20 protein-coding genes are annotated in these 24404 nt (G+C 72.4%); 9 read left to right on the top strand and 11 right to left on the bottom strand.

Annotated elements, in window-relative coordinates; translation table 11 throughout:
- Window positions 1-120: 120 nt before the first annotated feature.
- The gene (locus AS97_RS27135) at window positions 121-1275 is read right to left on the bottom strand and encodes an NAD(P)/FAD-dependent oxidoreductase (RefSeq protein WP_086709125.1); all 1155 of its coding nucleotides are present in this window, start codon (window positions 1273-1275) and stop codon (window positions 121-123) included.
- A 235-nt stretch (window positions 1276-1510) separates the two neighbouring features.
- Here AS97_RS27135 and AS97_RS27140 point away from each other — a divergent pair, with 235 nt between their 5' ends.
- The gene (locus AS97_RS27140; protein WP_210565809.1) at window positions 1511-1963 is read left to right on the top strand and encodes a DoxX family protein; all 453 of its coding nucleotides are present in this window, start codon (window positions 1511-1513) and stop codon (window positions 1961-1963) included.
- On the top strand, window positions 1945-2403 hold the full coding sequence (locus AS97_RS27145) for a Zn-ribbon domain-containing OB-fold protein (protein WP_086709123.1): 459 nt from the start codon (window positions 1945-1947) through the stop codon (window positions 2401-2403). Before AS97_RS27140 ends, AS97_RS27145 begins: the two co-directional genes overlap by 19 nt.
- 163 nt (window positions 2404-2566) lie before the next feature.
- Here the strand turns inward: AS97_RS27145 and AS97_RS27150 are convergent, their stop codons facing one another.
- The 3 genes from AS97_RS27150 to AS97_RS48660 form a co-directional block, all read right to left on the bottom strand.
- A complete protein-coding gene (locus AS97_RS27150; protein ID WP_059148890.1) occupies window positions 2567-3271 on the bottom strand; it encodes a pyridoxal 5'-phosphate synthase in 705 nt (234 codons plus the stop codon).
- Between the two features lie 128 nt (window positions 3272-3399).
- Window positions 3400-4578 (bottom strand): acetyl-CoA acetyltransferase, encoded by a 1179-nt coding sequence (locus tag AS97_RS27155; protein WP_059148889.1) that lies wholly within the window; start codon window positions 4576-4578, stop codon window positions 3400-3402.
- A gap of 172 nt (window positions 4579-4750) precedes the next feature.
- Window positions 4751-4879, bottom strand: a complete 129-nt coding sequence (locus AS97_RS48660) for a hypothetical protein (protein ID WP_014054266.1) — start codon at window positions 4877-4879, stop codon at window positions 4751-4753.
- A gap of 187 nt (window positions 4880-5066) precedes the next feature.
- Here AS97_RS48660 and AS97_RS27160 point away from each other — a divergent pair, with 187 nt between their 5' ends.
- Window positions 5067-6431, top strand: coding sequence for an acyl-CoA dehydrogenase family protein (locus AS97_RS27160; protein WP_210565810.1), 1365 nt, complete (start codon window positions 5067-5069; stop codon window positions 6429-6431).
- Complete coding sequence (locus tag AS97_RS27165; protein WP_059148887.1) at window positions 6431-6913, top strand: nitroreductase family deazaflavin-dependent oxidoreductase; 483 nt, start codon at window positions 6431-6433, stop codon at window positions 6911-6913. Before AS97_RS27160 ends, AS97_RS27165 begins: the two co-directional genes overlap by 1 nt.
- Before the next feature lie 266 nt (window positions 6914-7179).
- Here the strand turns inward: AS97_RS27165 and AS97_RS27170 are convergent, their stop codons facing one another.
- Window positions 7180-7827: a TetR family transcriptional regulator gene (locus AS97_RS27170; RefSeq protein ID WP_086707304.1), complete on the bottom strand. Its 648-nt coding sequence runs from the start codon at window positions 7825-7827 to the stop codon at window positions 7180-7182.
- A 530-nt stretch (window positions 7828-8357) separates the two neighbouring features.
- Between AS97_RS27170 and AS97_RS27175 the strand changes: the two genes are divergently transcribed.
- The 4 genes from AS97_RS27175 to AS97_RS27190 all read left to right on the top strand — a co-directional run bounded on the left by AS97_RS27175 (window position 8358) and on the right by AS97_RS27190 (window position 13386).
- Window positions 8358-9188, top strand: coding sequence for a VOC family protein (locus AS97_RS27175; protein ID WP_185930235.1), 831 nt, complete (start codon window positions 8358-8360; stop codon window positions 9186-9188).
- 186 nt (window positions 9189-9374) lie between these two features.
- Window positions 9375-12014, top strand: coding sequence for a PQQ-binding-like beta-propeller repeat protein (locus tag AS97_RS27180; protein ID WP_125761043.1), 2640 nt, complete (start codon window positions 9375-9377; stop codon window positions 12012-12014).
- Between the two features lie 157 nt (window positions 12015-12171).
- Window positions 12172-12714, top strand: coding sequence for a hypothetical protein (locus AS97_RS27185; RefSeq protein ID WP_059148885.1), 543 nt, complete (start codon window positions 12172-12174; stop codon window positions 12712-12714).
- A gap of 120 nt (window positions 12715-12834) precedes the next feature.
- Window positions 12835-13386, top strand: coding sequence for a hypothetical protein (locus AS97_RS27190; protein WP_059148884.1), 552 nt, complete (start codon window positions 12835-12837; stop codon window positions 13384-13386).
- A 29-nt stretch (window positions 13387-13415) separates the two neighbouring features.
- Here the strand turns inward: AS97_RS27190 and AS97_RS27195 are convergent, their stop codons facing one another.
- Genes AS97_RS27195 through AS97_RS27205 form a run of 3 tightly spaced genes read right to left on the bottom strand, consistent with a single transcriptional unit; the run spans window position 13416 to window position 15936 of the window.
- Window positions 13416-14183 carry an enoyl-CoA hydratase/isomerase family protein gene (locus AS97_RS27195; protein WP_125761041.1) on the bottom strand — a complete coding sequence of 256 codons (768 nt, stop codon included), beginning with the start codon at window positions 14181-14183 and terminating at the stop codon, window positions 13416-13418.
- Window positions 14180-14737 (bottom strand): OB-fold domain-containing protein, encoded by a 558-nt coding sequence (locus AS97_RS27200; protein ID WP_247204501.1) that lies wholly within the window; start codon window positions 14735-14737, stop codon window positions 14180-14182. The genes AS97_RS27195 and AS97_RS27200 overlap by 4 nt, the downstream gene beginning before the upstream one ends.
- Before the next feature lie 8 nt (window positions 14738-14745).
- The gene (locus AS97_RS27205; RefSeq protein WP_210567288.1) at window positions 14746-15936 is read right to left on the bottom strand and encodes a lipid-transfer protein; all 1191 of its coding nucleotides are present in this window, start codon (window positions 15934-15936) and stop codon (window positions 14746-14748) included.
- 116 nt (window positions 15937-16052) lie between these two features.
- On the opposite strand from AS97_RS27205, the gene AS97_RS27210 reads away from it, so the two are divergent.
- Window positions 16053-17663 carry a FadD3 family acyl-CoA ligase gene (locus tag AS97_RS27210; protein ID WP_210565811.1) on the top strand — a complete coding sequence of 537 codons (1611 nt, stop codon included), beginning with the start codon at window positions 16053-16055 and terminating at the stop codon, window positions 17661-17663.
- 546 nt (window positions 17664-18209) lie between these two features.
- On the opposite strand, the gene AS97_RS27215 is transcribed toward AS97_RS27210, so the two are convergent.
- The 3 genes from AS97_RS27215 to AS97_RS27225 all read right to left on the bottom strand — a co-directional run bounded on the left by AS97_RS27215 (window position 18210) and on the right by AS97_RS27225 (window position 24260).
- Window positions 18210-18530 (bottom strand): hypothetical protein, encoded by a 321-nt coding sequence (locus AS97_RS27215; RefSeq protein WP_210565812.1) that lies wholly within the window; start codon window positions 18528-18530, stop codon window positions 18210-18212.
- Window positions 18531-18744: 214 nt separating this feature from the next.
- Window positions 18745-21669, bottom strand: a complete 2925-nt coding sequence (locus AS97_RS27220; RefSeq protein WP_086706258.1) for a BTAD domain-containing putative transcriptional regulator — start codon at window positions 21667-21669, stop codon at window positions 18745-18747.
- Between the two features lie 128 nt (window positions 21670-21797).
- Entirely contained in the window at window positions 21798-24260 is a 2463-nt protein-coding gene (locus tag AS97_RS27225; protein WP_210565813.1) for a tetratricopeptide repeat protein, read from the bottom strand.
- Window positions 24261-24404 lie beyond the last annotated feature (144 nt).

Raw genomic sequence — 24404 nt, forward strand, 5'->3', positions numbered from 1 at the left:
GGGAACACGCAGGGTGACGGGCGGGGCGGCGGAAATCCCTGCTGGCCGCGCACCCCCGGTGCGGTGCATGGTGCCGCGTTCGTGCCGCTGTCTGCGTTGGTGGTCTCGCCCGCTCCGCGGTCATGCCGTCGTGCGGGCCACCGTCTTGGCGATCTTCCGGGCGTCGATGGCCAGCTCGCGCAGCATCCCGCTGATCGGGTTCGTATAGCCCGTGAAGTGCAGTCCCGGGGCGGACTTCAGGGTCCGCCGACCGTGGGGGAGGGGGCGGCCACGGTCGTCGAGCACGCCCAGATGGCCGACCAGTTCCTCGAGGCCGCGCCGGTAGCCGGTCGCGGCGATCACCACCTCGGGGCTGATCCGCGAGCCGTCGGCGAGGACCACCTTGTCCAGGTCGAAGGAGTCGACCGCCGAGACCACCTCCACCCGCCCCGCCCGTACCGCGTCGACCAGCCCCACGTCCTGGACCGGGATCGCACCCTCGCGTACGCGGGTGTAGAGCCCGGTGTCGGGCCAGGGCAGACCGTGCTCGGTCAGGTCCGGCATGCTCAGCCGGCACATCGCCCGCGCCGCCCGGTCCACCGCGCGCCGTGGCAGCCTGCGCACCAGGATGCCGGTCGCCTGTGCGGGCCAGCCGGCCGTCGAGCGGCGCAGGATGTGCGGCACGGTGCGGACCGCCAGCCGCACCCGGGCCGCGCCGCCCTCGATCAGGTCGACCGCGATCTCCGCGCCCGTGTTGCCGACGCCGACCACGAGCACGTCGCGGCCCTCGAAGGGGCGGGCGTTGCGGTAGTGGGCGGCGTGCAGCAGCTCACCGGTGTAGGCGGCGCGGCCCGGCCAGTCCGGCACCCGCGGGGTGTGGTTGAAGCCCGTCGCGACGACGGCCACGGGCGAGGACAGCGCACGGCCGCCCGTGGCGCGGAGCACCCACTCCGTGTTGTCGGGCGACCGGTCGATGCGGGAGACCTCGACCCCCGTGACGATCTCCAGCCGGTGGTGCTCGGTGTAGCGCTCCAGATAGCGCACCACGTCGTCGCGCCCGACCCAGCGCCCGTAGGACCGGGGGATCGGCAGGCCGGGGAGCGCGGACAGCCGGCGCGTGGTGTGCAGATGCAGCCGGTCGTAGTGGTTGCGCCAGGACGCGGCGACCGCCTCGGACTTCTCCAGGACGACGGCGCGGATCCCACGGTGGCTGAGCGCGGCAGCGGCGGCGAGTCCGCCCGGTCCACCGCCGATCACATAAACGGGTGAGGACTTCTCGGGGGAGCTGTCAGCCATGCGGGTGAGCGTAGCCGGGTATTTGACGGGTTTCGGTCAAAGCGATCCGGTCAAAGTGATTCCGAATGGGTTGCGGACAGGTCACGGCCGGTATCTGTCGGTCTGCCGTTCCGCCGATCGCCGCTTCGGCGTCCCGCCGGCTTCCGCTCCGCTGGTGCGACCCCTTGCGCGTGCCGCACCCGACCGTGAAACTGACGTACCGTCAGATTTGCTGGAGTGGGAGAGGTGGGGGACGATGCGGACGATCGGGCTCAGCGGGGCCGAATGGCTCGCCGTACTGCGCATCGGACTCGGCCTGTGGTGGCTCGAGAGCTGGCGGCACAAGAACAAGAAGGACTGGTTCGAGCGCGGCACCGGTATCGGCTGGGCGGTGGGCGTGGCCGACAAGCACCGCTGGGCGTTCGTCCGCAGCGGCTTCGGCGCGGTGGTCACACCCCGTCCCAAGGTCATGGCGTACGTGGTCGTCTACGCCGAACTCGCCCTCGGCCTCGGTCTGACGCTCGGTTTTCTGACCCCCATCGCCCTGGTCGGCTCGATCGTGCTCAATCTGCTCTATTTCCTGCTCATGATCCACGACTGGGCGGAGCAGGGGCAGAACTCGATGATGGTGCTGATCTCCATGGTCGGGCTCTTCGGCATGAGCTGGCAGACCTGGTCGCTCGACGAGTCATGGGGACTGTTCCTGTGAGCCCGGCGCCGCCCGCGGACGCCCCGCGCTTCGACCTGCCCGAGATCGACGCCTTCACGCGCCCTTACTGGGACGCCGCGGCCGAGGGCCGGTTGCTGATCCGGCGGTGCGCCGACTGCGGCCGGGCCCATCACTACCCGCGCGAATTCTGCCCGTACTGCTGGAGCGAGGACGTCAGCTGGGAGGAGGCGAGCGGCGCCGCGACGCTCTACACCTGGTCCGTGGTGCACCGCAATGACCTGCCGCCATTCGGCGCCCGCGTTCCGTACACCGCCGCCGTCGTCGACCTCGACGAGGGGCCGCGGATGATGACCGAGCTGATCGAGGCCCCGGAGAGCGGCCCGCGCGTCGGGATGCGGCTCCGGGTGGCGTTCCGGGCGGCCGACGCCGTCGAGGGGGCCGCCCCGGCCGTTCCGGTCTTTCGGCCGCTGCTCGCCTAGCCCGCCGCTGCGCGCATGGCGTTACGGCGTCGGCGCCTTACGGTCGCATTGTTCAGCGGTGCACGCCTTACGGTCGCGTTCGCCTTCTCGTCGGACCCTTACGGTCTCCGCCATACGGCCGCACCGCTCCTACGGCCGCACCGCTCCTACGGCCGCATCGCTCCTACGGCCACAGCAGCTCTCGCCGCCAGCCGCCGCGCTCGTCGGGGTCGCGGCGGTAGCGGAGCCTTACGTGCCGCCGACGCGCCTCCTCCTGGTAGAACTCGACCTCGTCCGCCTCCAGGACGTACAGGGTCCAGGTGGGGGCGGTCGCGTCCGGTTCGCGTTCGGCCCGCTCGTATGCCGCCTCGAAGGCCCCTAGCAGCTCCTCGTACGAGCCGAGCACCTCGCTCTGCCGGCCGCTCCCGGCCAGTGCCGCCGCGAGCGCCGCGGGGGACCGGCCGCGCAGATCGGCCGCGCTCTCCTCCGGCCCGGCCTCGCCGACCCGCCCGCTGACGCGCACCTGACGGCCCGCGCGCATCCAGTGGAACGCGAGCGAGGCGTACGGGTTCTGGGCCAGCTCCCGGCCCTTACGGCTGGTGCGATGGGTGCCGAAGTGCCAGCCGTGCTCATCGGCATCGTGCAGGATCACGGTGCGCTGGGACGGGCGGCGGTCGGCGTCCGCGGTGGCCAAGGTCATGGTGTGCGGGCCGGGTTCCCCCGCCTCGGCGGCCTCCCGCAGCCACCGCCGGAAAAGCGGAAGCGGCGTGTCCGGGGCCGTGTCCGGGTCGAAGACCGGCAGATCGCCCGCATGGGGTACGGGCAGGCCGCGCAGCACTGCGCGGAATGCCGCGGCCTCGTTCTGGTCGTCACCCTGGTCATCGCTCATCGGCTCCCCATCCGATCACCCGCGACCGGCCGGGGCAAGCGGGGGCGTACGTACGGCCGGGGCGGGCCGAACCGGGACCGGCGCGAGCCCGTCCGTCGGGCGGGTCCCGCGCTCCCGCGTGGGCCCGGTCAGCCGCGGCCCAGGACGACCGTGCCCGCTGAGCAGAACCAGCCCCCCGTCCCCGACGCCACGGCCAGCTCCGGCAGCCGTCCGCCCGCCTTGTGGACCTGTCGCTCCCCGGCCTCGCCGCGCAGCTGCCGTACCGCCTCGACCAGCAGGAACAGCCCGCGCATCCCCGGGTGGCAGGCGGAGAGGCCGCCGCCGTCGGTGTTCGTCGGCAGCTCGCCGTCCCGCGTCAGCCGCCCCTTCGCCGCGAACGCCCCGCCCTCGCCCTTGGCGCAGAAACCCAGGTCCTCGAGGGTCACCAGGGTCATATAGGTGAAGGCGTCATAGAGCTCGGCCACATCGATATCCGACGGCCGGACGCCCGCCCGGGCGAAGGCCGCCCGCCCCGAGGCGGCGGCCGGGGAGACCGTGAAGTCCTCCCATTCGGACATGGTGGTGTGCGAGACGGCCGTGCCCGAACCCAGCACCCACACCGGCGGTTTCGCGGTGTCCGGTACGTACTCCTCGGCCGCGAGCAGCACCGCGCAGCCGCCGTCCGAGCGGATGCAGCAGTGCAGTTTGGTGAAGGGGTCGGCGATCATCGGGCCGCTCAAGACGTCATCGACCGTGATGGGTTCGCGAAACATCGCGTCCGGATTGTGCCCGGCATTGATACGCGCCTGAACGGCGATGTCCGCCAGCTGCTCAAGGGTGGTGCCGTACTCATGCATATGGCGGCGCGCGGCCATCGCGTACTTGGCGACCAACGTGTGCCCGTACGGAACCTCGAACTGCAGTGGTCCGCGCGCCCCGAAAGAGAGGTTCGCGGTGCGGCGGCCCGCGCGGATGTCGGCGCGGGCGGTGGAGCCGTAGACGAGCAGGACGGCGCGGGCGTGCCCGGCGGCGATCGCGTCCGCCGCGTGCGCCGCCATGACCTCCCAGGTGGAGCCGCCGACGGCCGTCGAGTCGGTCCAGGTCGGCCGCAGCCCCAGATACTCGGCCACCTCGACCGGCGCGAGGGTGCCGAGCCCCGCCGAGGCGAAGCCGTCGACGACCGACCGGTCCAGACCGGAGTCGGCGAGGGCCCGGCGGGCGGCCTGGGCGTGGAGGGCGTAGGGGGTGGCCGTATCGACGCGGCCGCAGTCGGAGAGGGAGACGCCGACGACGGCGACCTTACGGGCGCGCTGCGCTGCGGGCGACATAAATCTGACGGTACATCAGATTTCTGGGGACGGAAGAGAGTGTGGAAGGAGATGGATGGGGGCGCTGCGCGCGAGTATGTCCGGGGGAAGGGGGTGGTCCGGACGCTCTCCCGTTTGGCCGTGCTCGCGCCTCGAACACAAGCCCCGTCCGGACCACGCGTGAGGCGCCCGGCTACTGCAGGAACTGCCCCACACAAGCGGCGATCGCCACCAGAAGGCTCAGCACTCCAATGATGACCTGCCACTTGTCAGGGCCGGTCCATCGGTCGTCGCTCGTCTCCTGCGTGCTCCGATCGTCCATCACCCCTCCTCGCTCCTCCGATAGGCCCCGGAGGACAGGGCCACCGCCGGTCTGCGCTCCGGCGGAGCCAGTGGGGAGGAACGTGGTGAGGTGTCGGCAGTTTAGCCGTGGAGCGCCGCGGAGGGGTGGGAAAGTTCTGAGTCCGTCCCTAGTATGACGGCCCGTCAGAAAGCGGAGGTGCTCGCCGATGGACGCCGCGTTCACCGAGGAACAGGATGAGATCCGCCGTACGCTGCGCACACTCCTGCGGGAGCGGTGCGGGCCGGACGAGGTCAAGGCGGCGGTCCAGACCGCGCCCGGCTGGGACGAGGCCCTGTGGCGGCAGCTCGCCCGGACGCTCGGACTGCCGGGCCTGGCCCTTCCGTCGGCCTACGGGGGCGTCGGCTGCGAAGTCACCGAGCTGGCGCTGGCCTGTGAGGAGACGGGGCGCGTGCTGCTGCCCTCGCCGCTCCTGGCCACCGCCGTGTTCGCCGCGCCCCTGGTCGCCGCGGTGGGAACGGAGGCGCAGCGCGCCGAGCTGCTGCCGCGTATCGCGGAGGGCGCCCTTACGGCGGCGCTCGCGGTGCCGGGAAGCGCGCTGCCGGAAGCGCTCGGGCTCGTAGGAGCGCGGGACGGCGCGTGGGCTGGTGGGGGGCGCGCGGGGGGTGTCCAGGCGCGCCCGGACAGCGGCGGCGGTGCGCGGTGGCGGCTGTACGGGCAGGTGGAGCAGGTGCTGGGCGGGCACAGTGCCGAACTGCTGCTCGTCGCCGCCCGCGCCGGGGGCTATACGCGCGGGCGGACACTGCTGTTCCTCGTTCCGACGGGGGCGGACGGGCTGGTCCGCACCCGGCTCACCGCACTCGACGCGACGCGCCCGCAGACCCGCATCGAGCTGCGGAACGTACCCGCCGAACTGCTGGGGGCGGATGACGGCGGGAGCGGGAGCGGGGACGGGGTGGCGGAGGCGCTGGCGGCGGTGGGTACGGCGGCCGCGGCCGTGCTCGCGGCCGAGGCCGTGGGGGCGGCGGACGCGGCCCTCGCGCGGACGGTCGATTATGTACGGGCGCGTGAGCAGTTCGGCCGCCCGATCGGCTCGTTCCAGGCGGTCAAGCACCGGCTGGCGGATGTGTACGTCGCGGTCCAGGCGGCCCGTTCGGCGGCCTACTACGCGGCTTGGGCCGCGTCCCAGGGCGGCGCGGAAGGCATGGACGCGGCCCCGGGCGGTGCGCAAGGCACGGACGCCGCGGTGGCGGGCGGGCTCGCGCTCGCGCAGGCGCTGGAGGCACAGCGCATGGCCGCGGCCGAGGCGGTGCAGCTACATGGTGGCATCGGCTTCACCTGGGAGCATGAGGCGCATCTCTACTTCAAGCGGGCCGCCTCTGACGAGCTGCTCTTCGGCCCCGTCCACCGGCTGCGGGCCCGGGCCGCGGAACGGGAGGGACTCTTCGGCGCGACCGACCGCCCTCCTTACGGCGACCATCGCGGGCGCCGGGGGAACGATGGGCCTGACAAGCGCGCTAGGCCCGACGGGCGTGACGGGCGTGACGGGCCGCGGAAGGCGGTGACGGTCTGATGGCCGGTTACGGCGTGAAACTGGTCCGAAAGGTGTCCTCGACCCGCGCCTTCGCCAAGGTCGCGCCCCATGTCATCCCCGCCTTCGACCGCACCGTCCACCGGCTGACCCGCGGCAGGGTGCTGCCGAGCGCGCGGATGCTGCCCGGCGTGATCCTTACCGCGCGTGGCGCGAGGTCGGGGCTTCCCCGCCGTACGCCGCTGGCCTGTATGCCGGAGGACGGCGGCACCTGGCTCCTGATCGGCAGCAACTTCGGCCGCCCGGGCCACCCGGCCTGGACCGGGAACCTCCTGAAGCACCCGGAAGCGGAGATCAACTGGCGGGGCCGGGACATCGCCGTCCGGGCCCGGCTGCTGGAGGGCGCCGAGCGCGAGGCGGCCTGGGCGGCGGCCCTCGCCTTCTGGCCGCCCTACGCGAGCTATCAGTCGCGGGTGGAACGCGAGATCCGCCTCTTCCGCCTCCACCGCGCCGAGGAGCGCTGAGCGGTCTGCGGGCCCTGTGGGGAGCGCTGAGCCGGTCCGCGGGGCCCGGGCGGGAGCGCTGAGCCGGTCCGTCGACCGTCAGCCGGGCCCCGGCCTCCATGGCCCTCCCACGGCCGCTAGCGCCCGGTGGGCGCAAAAAGGCCGCGGCGGATCACTCGGGAGTGATCCGCCGCGGCGTGACAGGACGTGCGGGCTCGGTCGGGCGACCGGCATCGAGAGGCCGGCAAGGAGGCCGAGGAAAGGGGCGGGAGAAGGGTGCGGATTCGTTACTTCGGCGGTTTGCGCCCGGTGATGCCGAGGTGGACGAGCCAGGTCAGGCTCGGCCTGAGGTCGGCCTGCTTGACGCCCCAGCTCTGGAAGCCCTTCTGGTGCGCCGCGACCGCGGCCAGCATCGCGACCAGCGAGCCCGCGATGGCCCCGGGGTTGAGGTCCTCGTCGATCCGGCCCTTGGCCTGCTGCTCCTTGACGGCGTCCGTAAGGGAGTTGGTGACGGAATTGAGGATCTTCATGCGGATCTTGTAGAACCGCTTGTCGCCCTCGGCGGCGCCCAGGTCGACCACCCTCAGGATGGCGTCGTGTTTGCGCCAGAAGGAGAGGAACCCCTCGACCAGGTCCTCCGACGCCGCCGCGCCGGACTTGCCCGCCCATGAGCGGTCGGCGACCAGATCGGTCAGGTTCGCACCCTCCTTCGCCATCTCCTCGGCGAGCTCGAGGACGGCGCCCTCCACATCTGGGAAGTACTGGTAGAACGTCGCAGGCGAGGTCCCTGCCTTACGTGCGACATCGATGACCTTGACGTCTCGATACGGGGATGTGCTGAGCATCTCGCCGAGGCAGTCGAGCAGCTTCTGCCGCGTCGCCTGCCCGCGACGACCGGCCACCCGCCCGTCGACTGTGCGTACTTGTCCTGTCATGCCGTCAGCTTACCGAGGGGTGATCGGAGCGCGATTCGGCTGCGTGCAAATGGGGTTAGGGCGAGATGAGATGGTTTGCGAGCCTCGCTGGGCAGGCTGGAATGGCTGATTCCGACCCCTGCACGCCGTCGTCAAGCCCTCAACCACCGCTCACCCACACGTGTGAATTGTGTTATCAACAGGCTGTGGATAACAACGGTGGATGACGCGGTCGGATCCGTCTTGGTGCGAAAAGGATTGGCCAAATATTTCGAGTTCCGGGGCGAGCAGACCGGGCGATCCCCCGTTAGCGTGGCAAGTGAGGTAAACGAGCCAAGCGGCTCCAAACCCGCACCAAGCATCTCCAAACGGGCTGTGAGCAAGCTCCGAGGGCCGAGTCCCAAGGTCGAGTCCCAGGGCCGAGTCCCAGGGCCGAGTCCCAGGACCAAGCCCCCAGGGCCGAGTCCCAGGGCCAAGCTCCGAGACCGGCTCCGATGACCGACTCCGAGGACCGAGGACCGAGGACCGAGGGACGCGAGAGGATCCGGGCGATGGCGGCATTCGCGGAAGGCGTGCCCTGCTGGGCGGATGTGCTGCTGTCCGACCTCGCGGCGGGCCGGCGCTTCTACGGTGAGCTGTTCGGCTGGGCCTTTGAGGAGATCGCCACGGACTACGGCTCGTACACCCGTGCCCTCCTCGGCGGTAAGGAGGTCGCGGGGCTGGTCCCCAAGCCGGACGGCCGGATGCCCACCGTCTGGAACATCTACTTCGCCGCCCGGGACGCCGCCGCGACCGCCGCCCGGATTCGCGAGGCCGGTGGCCGGGTGATCACCCCGCCGGTGTGGATCGACCGGTTCTGCGTCATGGCGACGGCCGCCGACCCGGGTGGCGCCGTCTTCGGGATCTGGCAGGCGGGCAGCCACACCGGCTTCGGGCGGCGCGGCGGGCCCGGTTCGTACGGCTGGACCGAGGTCCACACCCGTCAGCCGCGCGCCGTGGACGCCTTCTACCGGGCGGTCTTCGGATACGGGATGGAGCCCTCCGCCGAGGGCGCGTCGGCCGACCTGGTCCTGTGGACGCCGCGCGGGGAGCCCACGGACCCCCGTCACGCGATCGGCGGACGCGTCGTGATCGGCGAGGAGTACCCAGCCGTTCTGCCCGCCCACTTCCTGACGTACTTTGTGGTGGCGGATTGCGATCGGACGCTGCGCACGGCCCACAGGCTGGGCGGGCGGGTTCGCAAGACCGCCGAAGATACGCCGTACGGGCGTTTCGCGGTTCTTGCGGACAATCAGGGCGCGGCATTCGCCGTCATCGAACACCTCGACGGCAGGCTGAACCCCGGCCGGAGAACTGGGCGATACAGGCCCGAGGGCACTTAGATGATCCTCGGTCGAACCGGACGGTCCCCGGCTCCGTATCGCCCGATGACACGACGATTCGCCCCCGGGTTCGCAACCGCCGCCTTCGCCAGAGAGAATGCAGGATGCGTGCCGCCGGTTGGTTTGTCGGTGAGACGCTGCACGGGGCTGTACTTTTTCAAGCCCCCACGGGGAGGTGGCAGGCAAGTGGTGGAGCAGCTGACGCAGCACGATCCGAGGCGGATCGGCCCTTTCGAGGTGCTCGGCCGTCTCGGCGCGGGCGGCATGGGGCTGGTCTATCTGGCCCGCTCGGCATCGGGCCGACGGGTCGCGATCAAGACGGTCCGTACCGAGCTCGCTGAGGACCAGCTGTTCCGTGTCCGGTTCACCCGTGAGGTGGAGGCGGCCCGTGCGGTCAGCGGCTTCTATACGGCCGCCGTCGTGGACGCCGATCCGCGCGCCGCGGTGCCATGGCTGGCCACGGCCTATGTGCCGGCGCCTTCCCTCGAGGAAATCGTCAACGAGTGCGGACCGATGCCGGCCCAGGCGGTGCGGTGGCTGGCGGCCGGGGTGGCCGAGGCGCTGCAGTCCATCCATGGCGCGGGCCTGGTCCACCGGGATCTGAAGCCGTCCAATGTGCTGGTCGTCGAGGATGGCCCGCGGGTGATCGACTTCGGTATCGCCTCCGGTGTTTCGAACACCCGGCTGACGATGACCAACGTCGCGGTCGGCACCCCCGCCTATATGTCGCCCGAGCAGGCGCGCGACTCACGCAGTGTGACGGGCGCGAGCGACATCTTCTCGCTCGGCTCGACCCTGACCTTCGCGGCCACCGGGCATGCGCCCTTCCACGGCGCCAACCCGGTGGAGACCGTGTTCATGCTGCTGCGCGAGGGCCCCGACCTGACCGGGCTGCCCGACGAGCTGCGGCCGCTCATCGAGTCGTGCATGCAGATGGAGCCCGAGCGGCGGCCGTCCCCGGCCGATCTGCAGTCCCAGCTGGCCCCGCATCTGTTCGCGTCCAACGCCGACGACAGCGGTACGGCGTCGGCCTGGCTGCCGCCCGGCGCCGTCGCGCTCATCGAGCGCAAGCGCAGCGGCCGCAACCAGGTGCGCGGCTCCACCCGGCCCGCGTCCGGAGGCGGCCGTCCCGGAGGCGCCGGGCACGCCGCGAACGACGGCAGCCGGCCGTCCGCGCCGCTTCCGCCGGAGCGTCCGCCCACGCCGCCGCCCTCGTACGCCCCCGCCGCGGGAGGCCCCGCGGACGGCCATGGCGGCCGGCACGGAGCGGCCGCGGGCGGGCCCGCCGGTGCGGGCGGCTGGGAGCCCGTGGGCGTGGGCGATCCGCGCGGGGGCCTGCGCGCGCCGGAGGCCGCGAGCCCGCCGAGCGCGCTGGGCTCCATCGGGCCCGGGCGGCACGCCGCCCCGTCCGCCGCCGCCGCGCCCGCTCCGGCGCCCGCCGGGGCCGACGGATCGGTGCGGCTGCCCGGTTCGCAGGTGCCGATCGGCCCGGGGCTCCGGGCCGACCAGGCGCGGGATCCGCAGCCGCAGCACGGCACCGGGCCCGCGACCGGCTGGGTGCGCCCGCCGGCCGGGGTGACCACCGGAGGGCTGAACGGAGGCGACGGCACGGCCGCCGTCCCGCCGCCGACCCACTCCCCTTCGGCCGAGCCGCCCGAGCCGCATGCCGGAGGAGCCGGGCACGGCCGCTGGCGCCCGTGGCGGTTCCGGATGTCCAACGACGTCTGGGGCACCCCGGCGGTGGCCGACGATCTGCTGTATGTGACCTCGTTCGAGGTGCACGCGCTGGATGTGGCCACCGGCCGGCGCCAGTTCAAGACCCGCGACGTGGCGTGGGCCATGGCCGTGGAGAACGGCCGGATCCACGCCTCCGACGGCCCCACGCTGTACGCGCTGGACGCGGAGGACGGCGCCGAGCGCTGGCGGCTGTCGACCGACGGCTGGGTCTACTCCCTCAAGGTCGACCGCGGCACGGTCGTCACCGGGACGCGCGGCGGTGGCGTCCAGGCGTGGGAGGCGGCCAACGGCGAGCTGCTGTGGGAGATGCAGGGCCTCCAGACCGACTTCGAGACGCCCGAGTCCGGCCCGGCCGTCCACGACGGCACGGTGTATGTGTGGGCGGACGCGCGGCTGCGCGCACTGGAGGCGCGCACCGGCGCGGAGCGCTGGTCGTATCCGGTGGGCGACGCGGCGTCCTGCGGCGGTGTGCCGCTGCGTCTGCTGGCGGCCCCCGACGGGGTGGTCTACGTCTCGGCGGGGACGCGGGTGCTCGCGCTCGACGCCGCCCGCGGGGATGTGCGGTGGCGTTTCGAGGCGCCCGCCGTCTTCCTGTGCGCCCCCGCGTACGCGCCGGGGCCCGCGGTGACCGGCGGCGGCATCTACATCGCCGACTATCTGGGCACGGTGTACGCGCTGGACGCGGCGAACGGCCGCGACCGCTGGCGTATCGCCACCGAGGCCCGGCAGTCGATCGAGCCGGTGCTGGTGGCCGACGGCTCGGTCCATCTGGGCAGCGGCAGCGCGCTCTACACGCTCGACGCGGTCACCGGCACGCCCAAGTGGCGGTTCGCGGCGGGCGGCGAGGTCATCGGCTCGCCGGTGGTCGCCGACGGCCGGGTCCACTTCGGCTCGGCCGACCACTGCCTCTACACGGTGGACGCGGCGGGCGGACAGCTGCGCTGGAAGCTGGCGACCGGCGGCGAGATCACCGGGTCCCCGGTGGCCGCCGGGGGCGTGGTGTACGCCTGCAGCAAGGACCGCTGCGTCTACGCGCTGGACGCGGTCAAGGGCACGGGCCAGTCCCGGCCGTCGGGCGGCCGGGCCTGACCGACCCCCAGCGCAGGCGCGGTGACGTGCCGGGGCGGCTGGTCGCGGGCTGTGTCCCTGACAATTCCTGCTACGGTTGCGGGCGTTCATCGACCTCCTGGGAGCCGGGAGGTCGATGGGTAACTCTCTGCGCGGTCTTCGGGGGACGGGGTCTGTGATGCGGCGTGGTCTACGGCTGGCGGCCGTGCTCACCGTGGTGCTGGTGGCGCTGACCGGGTTCAAGGGGCGTGGCCATGGCCACGGGGGTGGCGGAGGCGGCTGTTCCAGCTCCTCCTCGCACCACTCGGGGTCGGGCTCGGGTTCCAGTTCCGGCTCCGGTGGTTACTCGGACTCCGACGACGAGAGCTCCACCACCGGTGCGGGCTCCGGCGGTTCCCGCTACCGCGACTACGACGACGACGGCGACAGCGCGTCCAGCGGCACAACGTCGCCCAACGCGCCCCAGGCGACCGTCGTCAGCTGCGCGGGCAAGGACAAGAGCGGCCATTCCGCGGCGACCGTGAAGGTGCGCAACCGCTCAGGTGCGGCCGACACCTACCTCGTCGACATGAGCTTCCAGGACCGGGACGGCTCGACCCTGACCACCGGGCGCGCCGATGTGCGGGTCCCCGCGGGGAAGTCGAGGACCGTACGGGTGCCGCTCGATGATCCCTCGGTATCGGGAACCGTCGTGCGGTGCGAGGTCGTCTCCGTCCTCTGAGAGCCGGGCCAGACGCACTCGTAGGTGACTTTGGGGTAGCAAATCCCGTTGCTAGGGTGGCGCGCACCTGTCAACCAGTCCTGGCTGGCTTGAATGTGTCTTTTCAACGGGGGTAATGCCATGCAACGCCGCTCCATGCGGATATTCGCCGTCACCCTGGTCGGGCTCATCGCGCTGACCGGGTGCGGAAAGAAGGGCCGAAGCCACGACAGCGGCCTCGGCGGGTTCGTCTCGGGCGGGAGCGGCGGCGACAACCCGGCGTCCGGTCCCACCGGTCTGCCCACGGATCTGCCCAGCGGAGTCCCCTCCGACCTCGACGTGCCGTCGTACGGGGCCCCCTCGCCCTCCTACACCTACTCCGCGCCGCCCACCTACAACTCGGACGGCACGAACGACATCACCGCCACCGGCTGCGACTACGACGAGTCGACCCACTCGTTCCAGTACACCCTCAACCTCAGGAACCCCGAGACGCAGTCCATGCACTACTCGATCACCATCGAGTGGGAGAACCAGAGCGGCGGCAGCCTGCTGGGCTCCGACTACAAGTCCGTCACCGTGGCGTCCGGCAGCAGCCAGACCCTCAGCGCCACCTCCTACCGCTACCTCACCGAGCAGACCTCCTTCACCTGCAAGGTCACCTCGGCGCTCAAGTACCCGAGCTCCACCTGAGGCCCCGAGCCGACCCGTGGCCGGTGGGCTCACCGCGTACGGAAGCCGGTCGTACGGGCCGCGAAGAGCGCGGCCTGGCGCCCCGGCGGCTGATTGCCCAGCGCGATCAACTGCGGGGCCTGTGCGAGCGCCTGGGCCAGCGCCGCCTCCTTCGCCGCCCATAGCGCCCTTACGGTCCCCTGCACCGCCTCCGTCGGGTACGACGCGATGACCGACGCGGCGCGCATGGCCGCCGTAAGGGCCTCACCGGCCGGGACCACCTCGCTGACCAGGCCCGTCTCATACGCCCGTCGGGCCGAGAGCCGCTCTGCGGTCCCCATCAGCGCCATCCGCGCGACCTCGCCCATCGGCATCCGCTGTGCCATATAGACGGCCTCGTAGGCGCTGACCATCCCATAGCTGGTGTGCGGATCGAAGAAGGCCGCCGTCTCGTCGGCGACGATGAACTCGGCCTCGCCCAGCAGATAGAACGCCCCGCCGCACGCCATCCCGGCCACCGCCGCGATCACCGGCTTCCACAGGTCATTCGCCTTGGGCCCGACGGTGCGCAGCGGATCGTCCATCGCGTAGGGCGACGGCGGCTGCGCGACCTCCACCGAGCGGTCGATGCCGGTGCTGAAGGCCCGGCCGCCCGCGCCGGTGAGGACGACGGCCCGGACCGCGTCATCGTGCCGGAAACGCCGCCATATGGCCGTCAGTTCGCCGACCGTCTCCAGGTCGATGGCGTTGTGCCGCTCGGGCCGGTCGAGGGTGACGACCGCGACCCCGCTCTCCGCCACCCGGGTGCGGACCGTCATGGCCGCTCCAGCAGCCAGCGCACCACCGTGAGCCCGCCGTCCGTGGCGTGGAAGGCGGCCTTCACGGGCGCGCCGATACGGATCCGCTCCGGCGGGACCGAGTTCAGCGCGGCGTCCGCGGTGGCGACCAGATTGCCCACCAGCCGGATGCGCGGGGCGTCCGCGAGCTCCACGAGGACGACGTTGTACGGCGCCTGCTCCGCGTAGGCGGGCAACAGCGGGGGATGGGGCAGCACGTACGACCAGATCCGGCCACGGCCGCTCATCTTTTTCCACAGGCAGTCGAAGGACTGGCAGTGGGGGCAGCAGGGCCGCGGAGGGAAGCGCGGTTCGCCGCAGTCGGCGCAGCACTGGACGCGCAGTTCGCCGCGCGCCGCGTAGGCGAAAAAGGGTGCCCCGTCCTCGTCGGGTACGGGCGCCAGCAGCCCGTCGGACGCCTCGCCTCCGCCGCTCGCGGCCGTCGTCGGGTCAGCCGTCGGGTCAGCCGTCGTGCCCGTTGTCGTGTCGGTCGTCGCTTGCGTTGTCGCGTCAGCCGTCGTGTCCATCTGCGTCATGGCGTCGGTCAACTCCTCAGCAGCAGGGCGGATGTGGGAACCCCTTCACCCGCCGTGACCAGGCAGGTCGTGGCGCCGGGGACCTGGGCGGTGCCGGTGCCGCGCAGCTGTCTGACCCCCTCGGTGATGAGGTTGAAGCCATGGACGTACGCCTCGCTGAGGCCGCCCCCACCGGTGTTGAGCGGCAGCCGTCCGCCGATCTCCAGCGCGCCCCCCTCGGTGAAGGCGGCGCCCTCGCCGCGGGCGCAGAAGCCGTAGCCCTCCAGGGAGAGCGGGATCAGCGGGGTGAACGCGTCGTAGATCTGCGCGACATCCACATCCTGCGGCCCGAAGTCGGCGGTTTTCCACAGCCGGCGGGCGGCGGTCCAGGAGGGGCCGGTGAGCGGGTCGTCGTTCCAGTAGTTGACCATCCCGTGGTGCTGGGCGGGCAGCCCCTGGGCGGAGGAGTGGACGTACACCGGCCGTTGCCGGCAGTCGCGCGCCCGCTCGGCCGACACCACCACACAGGCCAGCGCGCCATCGGTCTCCAGGCAGTTGTCGAAGAGGCAGAGGGGCTCGCTGATCCAGCGCGCGGTCATATACATCTCGCGGGTCAGCGGGCGGTCGTACATGATCGCGGCGGGGTTCTGATTGGCCCGGTTGCGGCAGGCCAGCGCCACATTGAAGAAGTGATCGCGGGTCGCGCCGTAGTCATGCATATAGCGCCGGGCCAGCAGCCCGATCTCATCGGCCGGGCGCAGCAGTCCGTACGGCCGGGTCCACTGGGCCGGGGTGGGCAGCTGCGCCCGGGTGTTGGTCCAGGGGCGCGGCCCGCTGCCGCGTTTGCGCGACCGCCAGGCCACCCCGACACTCGCCTGTCCGGTGGCGACCGCGGCGGCCAGATGCGCGACGGTCGCACAGGAACCGCCGCCCCCGTAGCCGACCTTGCTGAAGAAGGTCACCTCCCCGGCGCCGATGGCCTTGGCGACCTCGACCTCGTCGGTCTCCTCCATGGTGTACGAGGCGAAGGCGTCCACCTCGGACGGGGCGATACCGGCGTCGTCGAGCGCGGCCAGGATCGCCCGGCAGGCCAGGGTCTTCTCGGATTCGGGGAGGCGTTTGGCGAAGGCGGTCTGCCCGATGCCCGCTATCGCCGTCGCGTCCTTCAAGGCCGCCCCCGCCCCCGCTATCGCCCCCGCCGTCGTCCCCGTCGCCCCCATGGCCGCCTCCGTGGTCGCGTTCACCGGTGCTGACAGCGGGGAAGGCTACCGCTAATCTGACGGGTAGTCAGCTAGTGGGGTCGTCCGTCCCGGGTTCCGGGGAGGGGAGCGGTCCGATGCAACGGATGGCACAGGGGAACACCGTCCCGGCACTGATCCGGGCGGCGGTCGAGCGGTACGGCCCGGCCGAGGCCGTGGTCGAGGGCCGCGCCCGGATCTCGTACACCGAGCTCGGCGCCCGGATCGAACGGGCCGCGGCCGCGTGCGTCGCCTCGGGCCTCGAACCGGGCGACCGCGCCGCGATCTGGGCGCCCAACACCACCGACTGGATCGTGGCGGCGCTCGGCGCGGTCACCGCGGGCGGCGTGCTGGTCCCGGTCAACACCCGCTTCAAGGGCGCCGAGGCGGCGTATGTGCTGCGCCGCACCCGGGCCTCGCACCTGTTCATCACCGGCACCTTCCTGGGCACCTCGTATGTGGCGTCGCTGCGCCGGGCGGCGGGGGAGGGGGCGGGCCACGGCCCCCTGCCGCGCCTGCCCTACCTGCGGGAGGTGGTCGTCCTCGCCGACAACGGCCCGGAGGACTTCCGCACCTGGAAGGAGTTCCTGGCGCTGGGCGACGCCGTATCGCCGGCGGAGGTCCGGTCCCGGGCGGAGGCGGTGCGTCCCACGGACCCCTCCGACATCACCTTCACCTCCGGCACCACCGGCCGGCCCAAGGGCGTGGTGACCACGCACTTTCAGACCGTGCGCGTCTTCGACACCTGGAGCGAGATCACGGGGCTGGCGGCGGACGATCGCTATCTGATCGTGAACCCGTTCTTCCACACCTTCGGCTACAAGGCGGGCATCATCGCCTGTCTGAGCCGCGGCGCCACGATGGTGCCGCAGCCGGTCTTCAGTGTGGAGACCGCCCTGGCCAACATCGCCGCCGAGCGCATCACCGTCCTCCCCGGCCCGCCCACCCTCCACCAGTCGCTCCTCGACCACCCGTCCCGCGCCGGCCATGACCTGTCCACGCTGCGCCTGGTCGTCACCGGCGCCGCCGTGGTCCCGCTGGAGCTGGTGGAACGGCTGCGCTCGGAGCTCGGGGTCGCCACCGTCCTGACGGCGTACGGCCTGACGGAGGCGTCGGGCACCGTCACGATGTGCCGCCGTGGCGATCCGCCCGAGGTCATCGCGGGTACGGCGGGCCGCGCGATTCCGGACACCGAGGTCAAGATCGCCCATCCCACCGGGCGCGAACTCCCGCCGGGGCGGCCGGGCGAGGTCTGGGTCCGCGGCTACCACATCACCCCCGGCTACTTCGAGGATCCGATCGCCACGTCCCGCACCATCACCCCCGACGGCTGGCTGCGGACCGGCGATGTCGGGGTGCTGGACGAGCAGGGCAATCTGCGCATCACCGACCGCATCAAGGACATGTTCATCGTCGGCGGCTTCAACGCCTATCCCGCCGAGATCGAGCAACTCATCGCCCGCCACCCCGATGTGGCCGACGTCGCCGTCGTCGGCATCCCGGACCCGCGCCTGGGCGAGGTGGCCAAGGCGTACGCGGTCCGCCGCCCGGACTCGACGCTGACGGCGGACGATCTGATCGCCTGGTCGCGCCGGGAGATGGCCAACTACAAGGTGCCGCGGCAGGTGGTGTTCCTGGCCGAGCTGCCGCGCAACGCCAGCGGCAAGGTCCTCAAGGCCGAGCTGCGGGCGGGCCGGTCAGTCTCGTAAGACCCCGGTCGCCGTCCAAGGCGTGCGCGGGCGGGGCATCACCAAGGGGCCGGGCATGTTCGCCCGGCCCCTTCGGCCTGCGTAAGTCGTCTCGCCGCGCCTACTGCGGGCTGGTGGGAGCATGGCCCTCGCCCTGCGGGGCCGGGGCGGCGGCAGTGGCGTATTCGCTACTGTCCACGCCGACGATGGGGGTGTGACTATCGCTTGCAGCTGCGAATGCGGCTGTCTGGCTTGTGGCTCCGACCGCGGCACCTATAGCGATAATCAAGGTCGCAATGCCCTTTGTGGCACGAGTCATTCCGGTTCCTCCGATACGGGGGGTGATTATCTATTTTGTACTGCAAATTAACAAAGAGGGGTACGCGTGTTCGGCCATCTGGCCGGAACTGGTCGAAGCTTGGCGGAAAGGGGGCCCGCCCGGTGGTGCGCGGAGCCGATCGTCCGGAGGCGCCCGCACAGAGGGGCCGACGCCGATGACGTCCCCTCCGCGTCATCGACATCGGCCCCGCGGTTACCTGGTGGATACGAGCGACCTTCCGTGGTGGCCTACTGGGGTGCCGAGGGAGTGTGGCCCTCGCCCTCGGCGCTCAGCTGCGGCGGCGCCGGGGTGTGACCCTCGTCCATGGTGCTGAGCTGCGGAGGCGCGGGCGTGTGGCCCTCCCCCTGCGTGCTCAGCTGCGGCGGCGCGGGCGTGTGGCCCTCTCCCCGCGTGCTCAGCTGCGGCGGGGCGGGCGTGTGGCCTTCGCCCTGGGTGACCGCCTGCGGCGGCGCCGACGTGTGGCCCTCGTCCTGAGGAGTGAGGGTCGCCGGGTCGGCCTCCAGTGGCCGGTAGGTGTCGGACTGGGGCTTCTTGTCCGTGCTTGTCACGATCAACTCCATCGGATGCTCTGGTCGGTAGAGGCCCGTTGACACCCGCCCGGCGACTCCCCCGTGGGTCGCCGGACAGGTGTCTCAAAAGGGCCGCCCACCTTACGGTGTGACCTCGCAACCGACCCGTCTGCCCCCCGCGGGGACGGGTCGACCGGTACTAAGACTCCCGGACGGCGATAAACGATTGATGAACGGTCGGCGGGACGCGCGGTTATGCCGCGGTCGCGGGGGCCAGAAGCCCCCGGACGTCCTCTGCCTCCGGTGCTCCCAGCCGCTCGTGAATCGACAGCGCCTCACGCCAGCAGGCATCCGCGCGCTCGTTCTGGCCGAGTTCCAGCAGCGCCTTGCCGAGCAGCGTCAGCACGATGGCCCGGCGCCACTCGCCCCCGATGCCCCGCAGGGCGAGGGCCTGTTCGGCGTGGGTGGCGGCCTCCGCCGGGCGCCCGATGGACAGATGCGCCTCGGCCATCCGCTGGTGGGTCATGCCCTCCCAGAGCGGCTGGCGGTGCTCACGGAAGAGGCCGAGGGCCTCGGTGAGCTGCTCCAGCGCGTGGGTCAGGCTTCCGGACCCGGTCAGGGCGATACCCAGCGCGTACTTGCCGTTGGCCAGGCGCAGGGTGCGCCCCAGGCTTCCGTAGATCCGCACGCCCTGCCGGGCCAGGTCCACGGCGCTGTCGATCCGGCCCATCTCCACATACGCGCGGGACAGGTTGCACAGCGCGCTGGCCTCGCCGGGCTGGTCGTCCACGGCCCGGTAGGCGTCGATGGCACGGAGGAAGTGCCGCTCCGCGTCGTCCCAGCGGGTGCGGCTGAGGTGCGCGATGATGCCGCGCTCGGTGAGGGCGCGCCCCATGGTCACGTGGTCCTCGACCGTGGAGCCCAGGGCCAGGGCGCGCTCCGCCTCCGCGTCGGCCTCCTCCAGCCGGCCGGTGAGGTTGTGCACCTTGGCCAGGCAGGTGCGGGCCCGGCCCTCGGCCCGGGTGTCGCCGACCGTGTGTGCCGTCTCGCTGACGACGCGGGCGACGGCCTCGTAGCGCGGGGCGTTGGCACCGGATTCGGCCAGGTCCATGGCGGCGAGCAGCAGATCCGCCGCCCGGCCCAGGGTGGTGCCCGAGGCGGCCTGCTGGGCGCAGGCCAGCAGGCAGTCCGCCTCGGTGAACAGCCAGTCCAAGGCGGCGTCCTGATGCGGGAAGACCAGGCCGGGGTGGTCGGCGGGGGCCAGGTGGTCGCCCAGCCGGTCGCCCGGCCGCTCCATGGCGTACACCCGCGCCGCCGTGGCGAGGTAGAAGCTCAGCAGCCGGGAGAGCGCCGCCTCGCGTTCCGTGGCCGACTGGTGCCGCTCCGCGCGGTCACGCGCGTAGAGCCGTACGAGGTCGTGGAAGCGGTAGCGGCCGGGCGCCGCGGACTCCAGCAGGGAGGCGTCGACCAGGGACTCCAGGAGCTCCTCGGCGTCGAAGGTGTCCAGCTGCAGGACGACGGCCGCCGCGGCGAGCGAGATGTCGGGGCCGTCCGCGAGCCCCAGCAACCGGAACGCCCGGGCCTGCGGCGGCTCCAGCTGGCCGTAGCCCAGCTCGAAAGTGGCCCGTACGGCCAGGTCGCCGGCCCGCAGCTCGTCCAGCCGCCGGCGCTGGTTGGCGAGCTTGCGCGCCAGCGTGGAGACGGTCCAGGTGCGGCGCGAGGCCAGCCGGGAGGCGGCGATCCGGATGGCCAGCGGCAGGAAGCCGCAGGCCGCCACCACGTCCATGGCCGCGTCGCGCTCGGAGCTGACCCGCTCCGCGCCCACGATGCGGGTGAAGAGGACCAGCGCCTCCTCGGGGCTCATCACATCCAGGTCGACCAGGTGGGCGCCCTCCAGGTCGACCATCCGGGTCCGGCTGGTGATCAGCGCGGCGCAGCCCGGCGTACCGGGCAGCAGCGGCCTGACCTGTGCGGCGTCGCGTGCGTTGTCGAGCAGCGTGAGCACCCGGCGGCCGTCCAGCCTCGAGCGGTAGAGCGCGGCCCGCTCGTGGACGCCCTCGGGGATCGCGCTGTCCGGGGTGCCGAGGGCGCGCAGGAAGGCGCCCAGGATCGCGTTGGGCTCCGCGGGCACCGGGCCGGCGCCCTGGAGGTCGACGTAGAGCTGGCCGTCGGGGAAGTGGGCGCGGGCCGCGTGGGCGACGTGCACGGCGAGCGTCGTCTTGCCGACTCCACCGATTCCGGCCACGGCTGACACGGCCATGACACGCCCCTCGGCGGTGGCGAGCTCATCGCTCAGCTCCTCGACGAAGGCGACCCGGCCGGTGAAGTCCGCGACCGTCGCGGGCAGCTGGGCCGGCCTCACGAAGCTGGGCCCGGCGTGCGTGCGGTCGTCCACCGGGCTCGCCAGCTCGGCATCCGCCTGCAGAATGCGCTGATGCAGCTCGGACAGCTCCGGGCAGGGGTCCACGCCGAGGTCCTCGGCGAGCAGCCGCCGGGTGTCGTTGTACACCGCCAGGGCCTCGGCCTGCCGGCCGCTGCGGTAGAGCGCCAGCATCAGCAGCTCGCGCAGCCGCTCCCGGAGCGGATGGGCGGCGGTCAGCGCGGTGAGCTCGGAGACCACCTCGGTGTGGTGACCCAGCTCCAGGTCGAGATCGAGTCTGGTCTCGGTGAGCACGAGCTGCCATTCCGACAGCCGGGCGCGCTGCGTCGTGGCGTAGGGCCCCGACAGCCCGGCCAGGGCCTCACCGTTCCAGAGGTCCAGCGCCCGGCCGATGAGCTCATGGGCGCGCAGCCGGTCGCCCGAGTGCCGGGCCTTCTCCGCCTCCGTCGCCAGGCTCTCGGCCACATCGATGTCCAGGGCCCCGAGGCCCACTTGGAGCGCATAGCCGCCCGATTCGCTGACCAGGATGTCCGAATGCGGGGCGAACACCTTGCGCAGCCGGGAGGCGTAGGTGCGCAGCGCCGCGATGGCGGCGTCCGGCGGATCGTCGCCCCACAGGGCGTCGACGAGTTCGGGGGCGGTGGCGGTGCGCCCGCCGCGCAGCAACAGAGCGGCGAGCAGGGCTCTTTGCTGCGGTGATCCGGTGCTCAGCTGTTCCTCGCCCCGAAAGGCCCGTACCGGTCCGAGCACGGTGAAGCGCAAGGACTGCTCCTGCGCCCGCTCCTTCTCGCCGGCCATGGTCTCCCCCTGCCTCCGCTCCCAGTTGCACGGGCCAGTTTGCCTTGCCAATACCCCTTACGTCAGTAGGGGCCGGACCTCTCCACAAGGCCCGCCCGACTTCGAGACCTCCGTTTGCCGACGGATCGTCAGTTCCAGGGCCCGTTTTCGGACACCGGGGGGCCGACTCCGAAGGCGCCCCGATGGCCGGGATTCGGGTCTGCGGCCGCCGGGAGGTCCGGTGCCGAGGTCGCCAGCAGTTGGCGCACCTCCTCGGGCTCGGGCGAGCCCAGCCGTTCGCGAAGGGTCTGTGCCTGGCTCCAGTACTCCTGGGCCCGGCTTCGCTGTCCGGCCGCCATCAGGGCCTTCGACAGAACGGTGAGAAAGGAGAAACGTCGCCACTCGCCGCCGAGTCCGCCCAGGGCGAGGGACTGTTCGGCGTGCGTCACCGCCTTGGTGGGGCGATGTGCTGCCAGATGCATTTCGGCCAGCCGGAAATGTGCCATGCCCTCCCACAGCGGCTGACGGGCTTCGCGGAACAGGTCGAGCGCCTCGGTGAGGTGAACGGCCGCCTCTTCCAGTCGGTGGGCACGCGTCAGCGCGATGCCGAGGGTGTACATCCCGTTGGCGAGCCGTAAGGGGGCGCCGAGCCTGCGGTAGATGGCGAGCCCCTGCTCGGCCAGTTCCACCCCGCTCCGGGTGCGGCCCCGGCTCACATGGAGCCGGGAGAGGTTGGCCAGGGCGCTCGCCTCACCGGCCTCGTTGGCATCGGCGCGGAACGCCTCGAGGGCCTGTCCGAGGAACCGCTCCGCGTCGTCGTACCGCCCCAGGCCGTTGGTGACGATGCCGAGCTGATTGGAGGCGCGGCTGGCGATCACCGGATCCTCGCCGTCCAGCTCCAGGGCGAGGCGAAGCTCGCGCTCGGCCTGGGCGTACCGGCCCGTGAAGCTGTACAGATGCCCCAGCGCCGAGCGGGCGCGGGCCTCGGTACGGGAGTCCGCGGCCGCGTGGGCCGCGTCGCCGGCCGCCCGCGCCACCGTTTCGTACTGCCGCGGCCGGGCCCCGGACTCGGCGAGGTCCAGCGCGCCCAGCAGCAGATCCCCGGCGCGGCGGCGAGTGGTCTCCCCGGTGCACCTGGGCACGCACTCGAGCAGGCAGTCGCCCTCCGCGAAGAGCCAGTCCAGGGCGGCCTTCGAGGTCTCGAAGCGCAGTCCGGGATGGCCGGTGGGCTCCAGGTGCTCGACCATGCGATCACCAGGCCGCTCCATGGCGTACACCCGCGCCGCCGTGGCGAGGTAGAAGTCCAGCAGCCGCGACAGCGCCTCCTCGCGCTCCGCCGCCGCCTGCGACTCCCGCTCGGCGCAGGACCGCGCGTAGAGCCGTACGAGGTCGTGGAAGCGGTAGCGCCCCGGTACGGCGGACTCCAGCAGCGAGATGTCCACGAGGGAGGTGAGGAGCCGGGCGGTCTCCTCGACGTCGAGGCCGAGCACCGCGCCGGCGGCCGGCAGGGAGATGTCCGGGCCGCCGACGAGGCCGAGCAGCCGGAAGGCGCGGGCCTGGGCCGGGTCGAGCTGTCCGTAGCCGAGCCCGAAGGTCGCCTTGACCGCCAGATCCCCGGCCCGCAGCTCGTCCAGCCGCCGGCGCTCGTCGGCGAGTTTGCGGGCGAGAACGGAGACGGTCCAGGTGCGGCGGGAGGCGAGCCGGCAGGCCGCGATGCGGATGGCGAGCGGGAGGTAGGAGCAGGACGCCACCACCTCCATGACCGCCGCGCGCTCGACCATCGCCCGCTCCTCGCCCACGATCAGCGCGAAGAGGGCGAACGCCTCGGTCGGGCTCATCGCGTCCAGGTCGACCAGGTGGGCGCGGTCCAGGCCGGCCATATGGGCGCGGCTGGTGATCAGCGCCACGCACTCCGGTGCGCCGTCGCCCGGGAGCAGCGGCCGGATCTGGGCGGCGTCGCGGGCGTTGTCCAGCAGGACGAGGACCCGGCGGCCTTCGAGAGTGGCGCGGTAGAGCGCGGCACGCTCCTCGGTGCCGTCCGGGATGGCGGCGTCGGGGGTGCCGAGCGAGCGCAGGAAGGCGCCGAGCACGGTTTCGGGGTCGGCGGGGGAGGAGCCCGCACCGCCGAGGTCGATGTAGAGCTGGCCGTCGGGGAAGTGGTGGCGGGCGGTGTGGGCGAGATGGACGGCCAGGGCGGTCTTGCCGATGCCTCCGATACCGGCGATGGCGATGGCGGCCGGCCGGTCGGAGGGGGGCGCCAGCCGGTCGTTCAGCTCCCGTACGAGGTCCTCGCGGCCGGTGAAGTCGGACACCGCGGCCGGCAGTTGCGCGGGGCGGACGGTGGTGGTGTCGGCGGCCAGGGGGCGTTCCGGGCGGCCCACGGCGGTGGGCCGGGAGAACGCGGCGGCGGGCTGTGGGGCGGCGTGCGGACGGAGCCCGGGGACGACATCGGCGCGGTAGCCGCTCTCCCACTCCAGCTCGATCCGCGTCCGGTCGAGGGCGGGGTCGGGGTCCTCGCCGAGGGCGAGGTTCGCCTCGTCACCGCGGCACGACCCGTCCGGTACGGATCCGGTGGAACCTGTCCGCCGCCCCAGGCGCTCGTCGCCGACCATGGTGCCCCCCGCACACGCTTCCTCGCTGTATGGCCAGTCTGCCGTGCCCGTGGGTCGTACGTCAGTAAAGAGTGCGACGTGTCCGTGGCATCGCCCGAACCTCGTGGGAGGCGTCCAGTGAGCTGACGATCCGTCAGATCGGCG

Source organism: Streptomyces sp. AgN23 (assembly GCF_001598115.1).
Lineage (GTDB): Bacteria > Actinomycetota > Actinomycetes > Streptomycetales > Streptomycetaceae > Streptomyces > Streptomyces antimycoticus.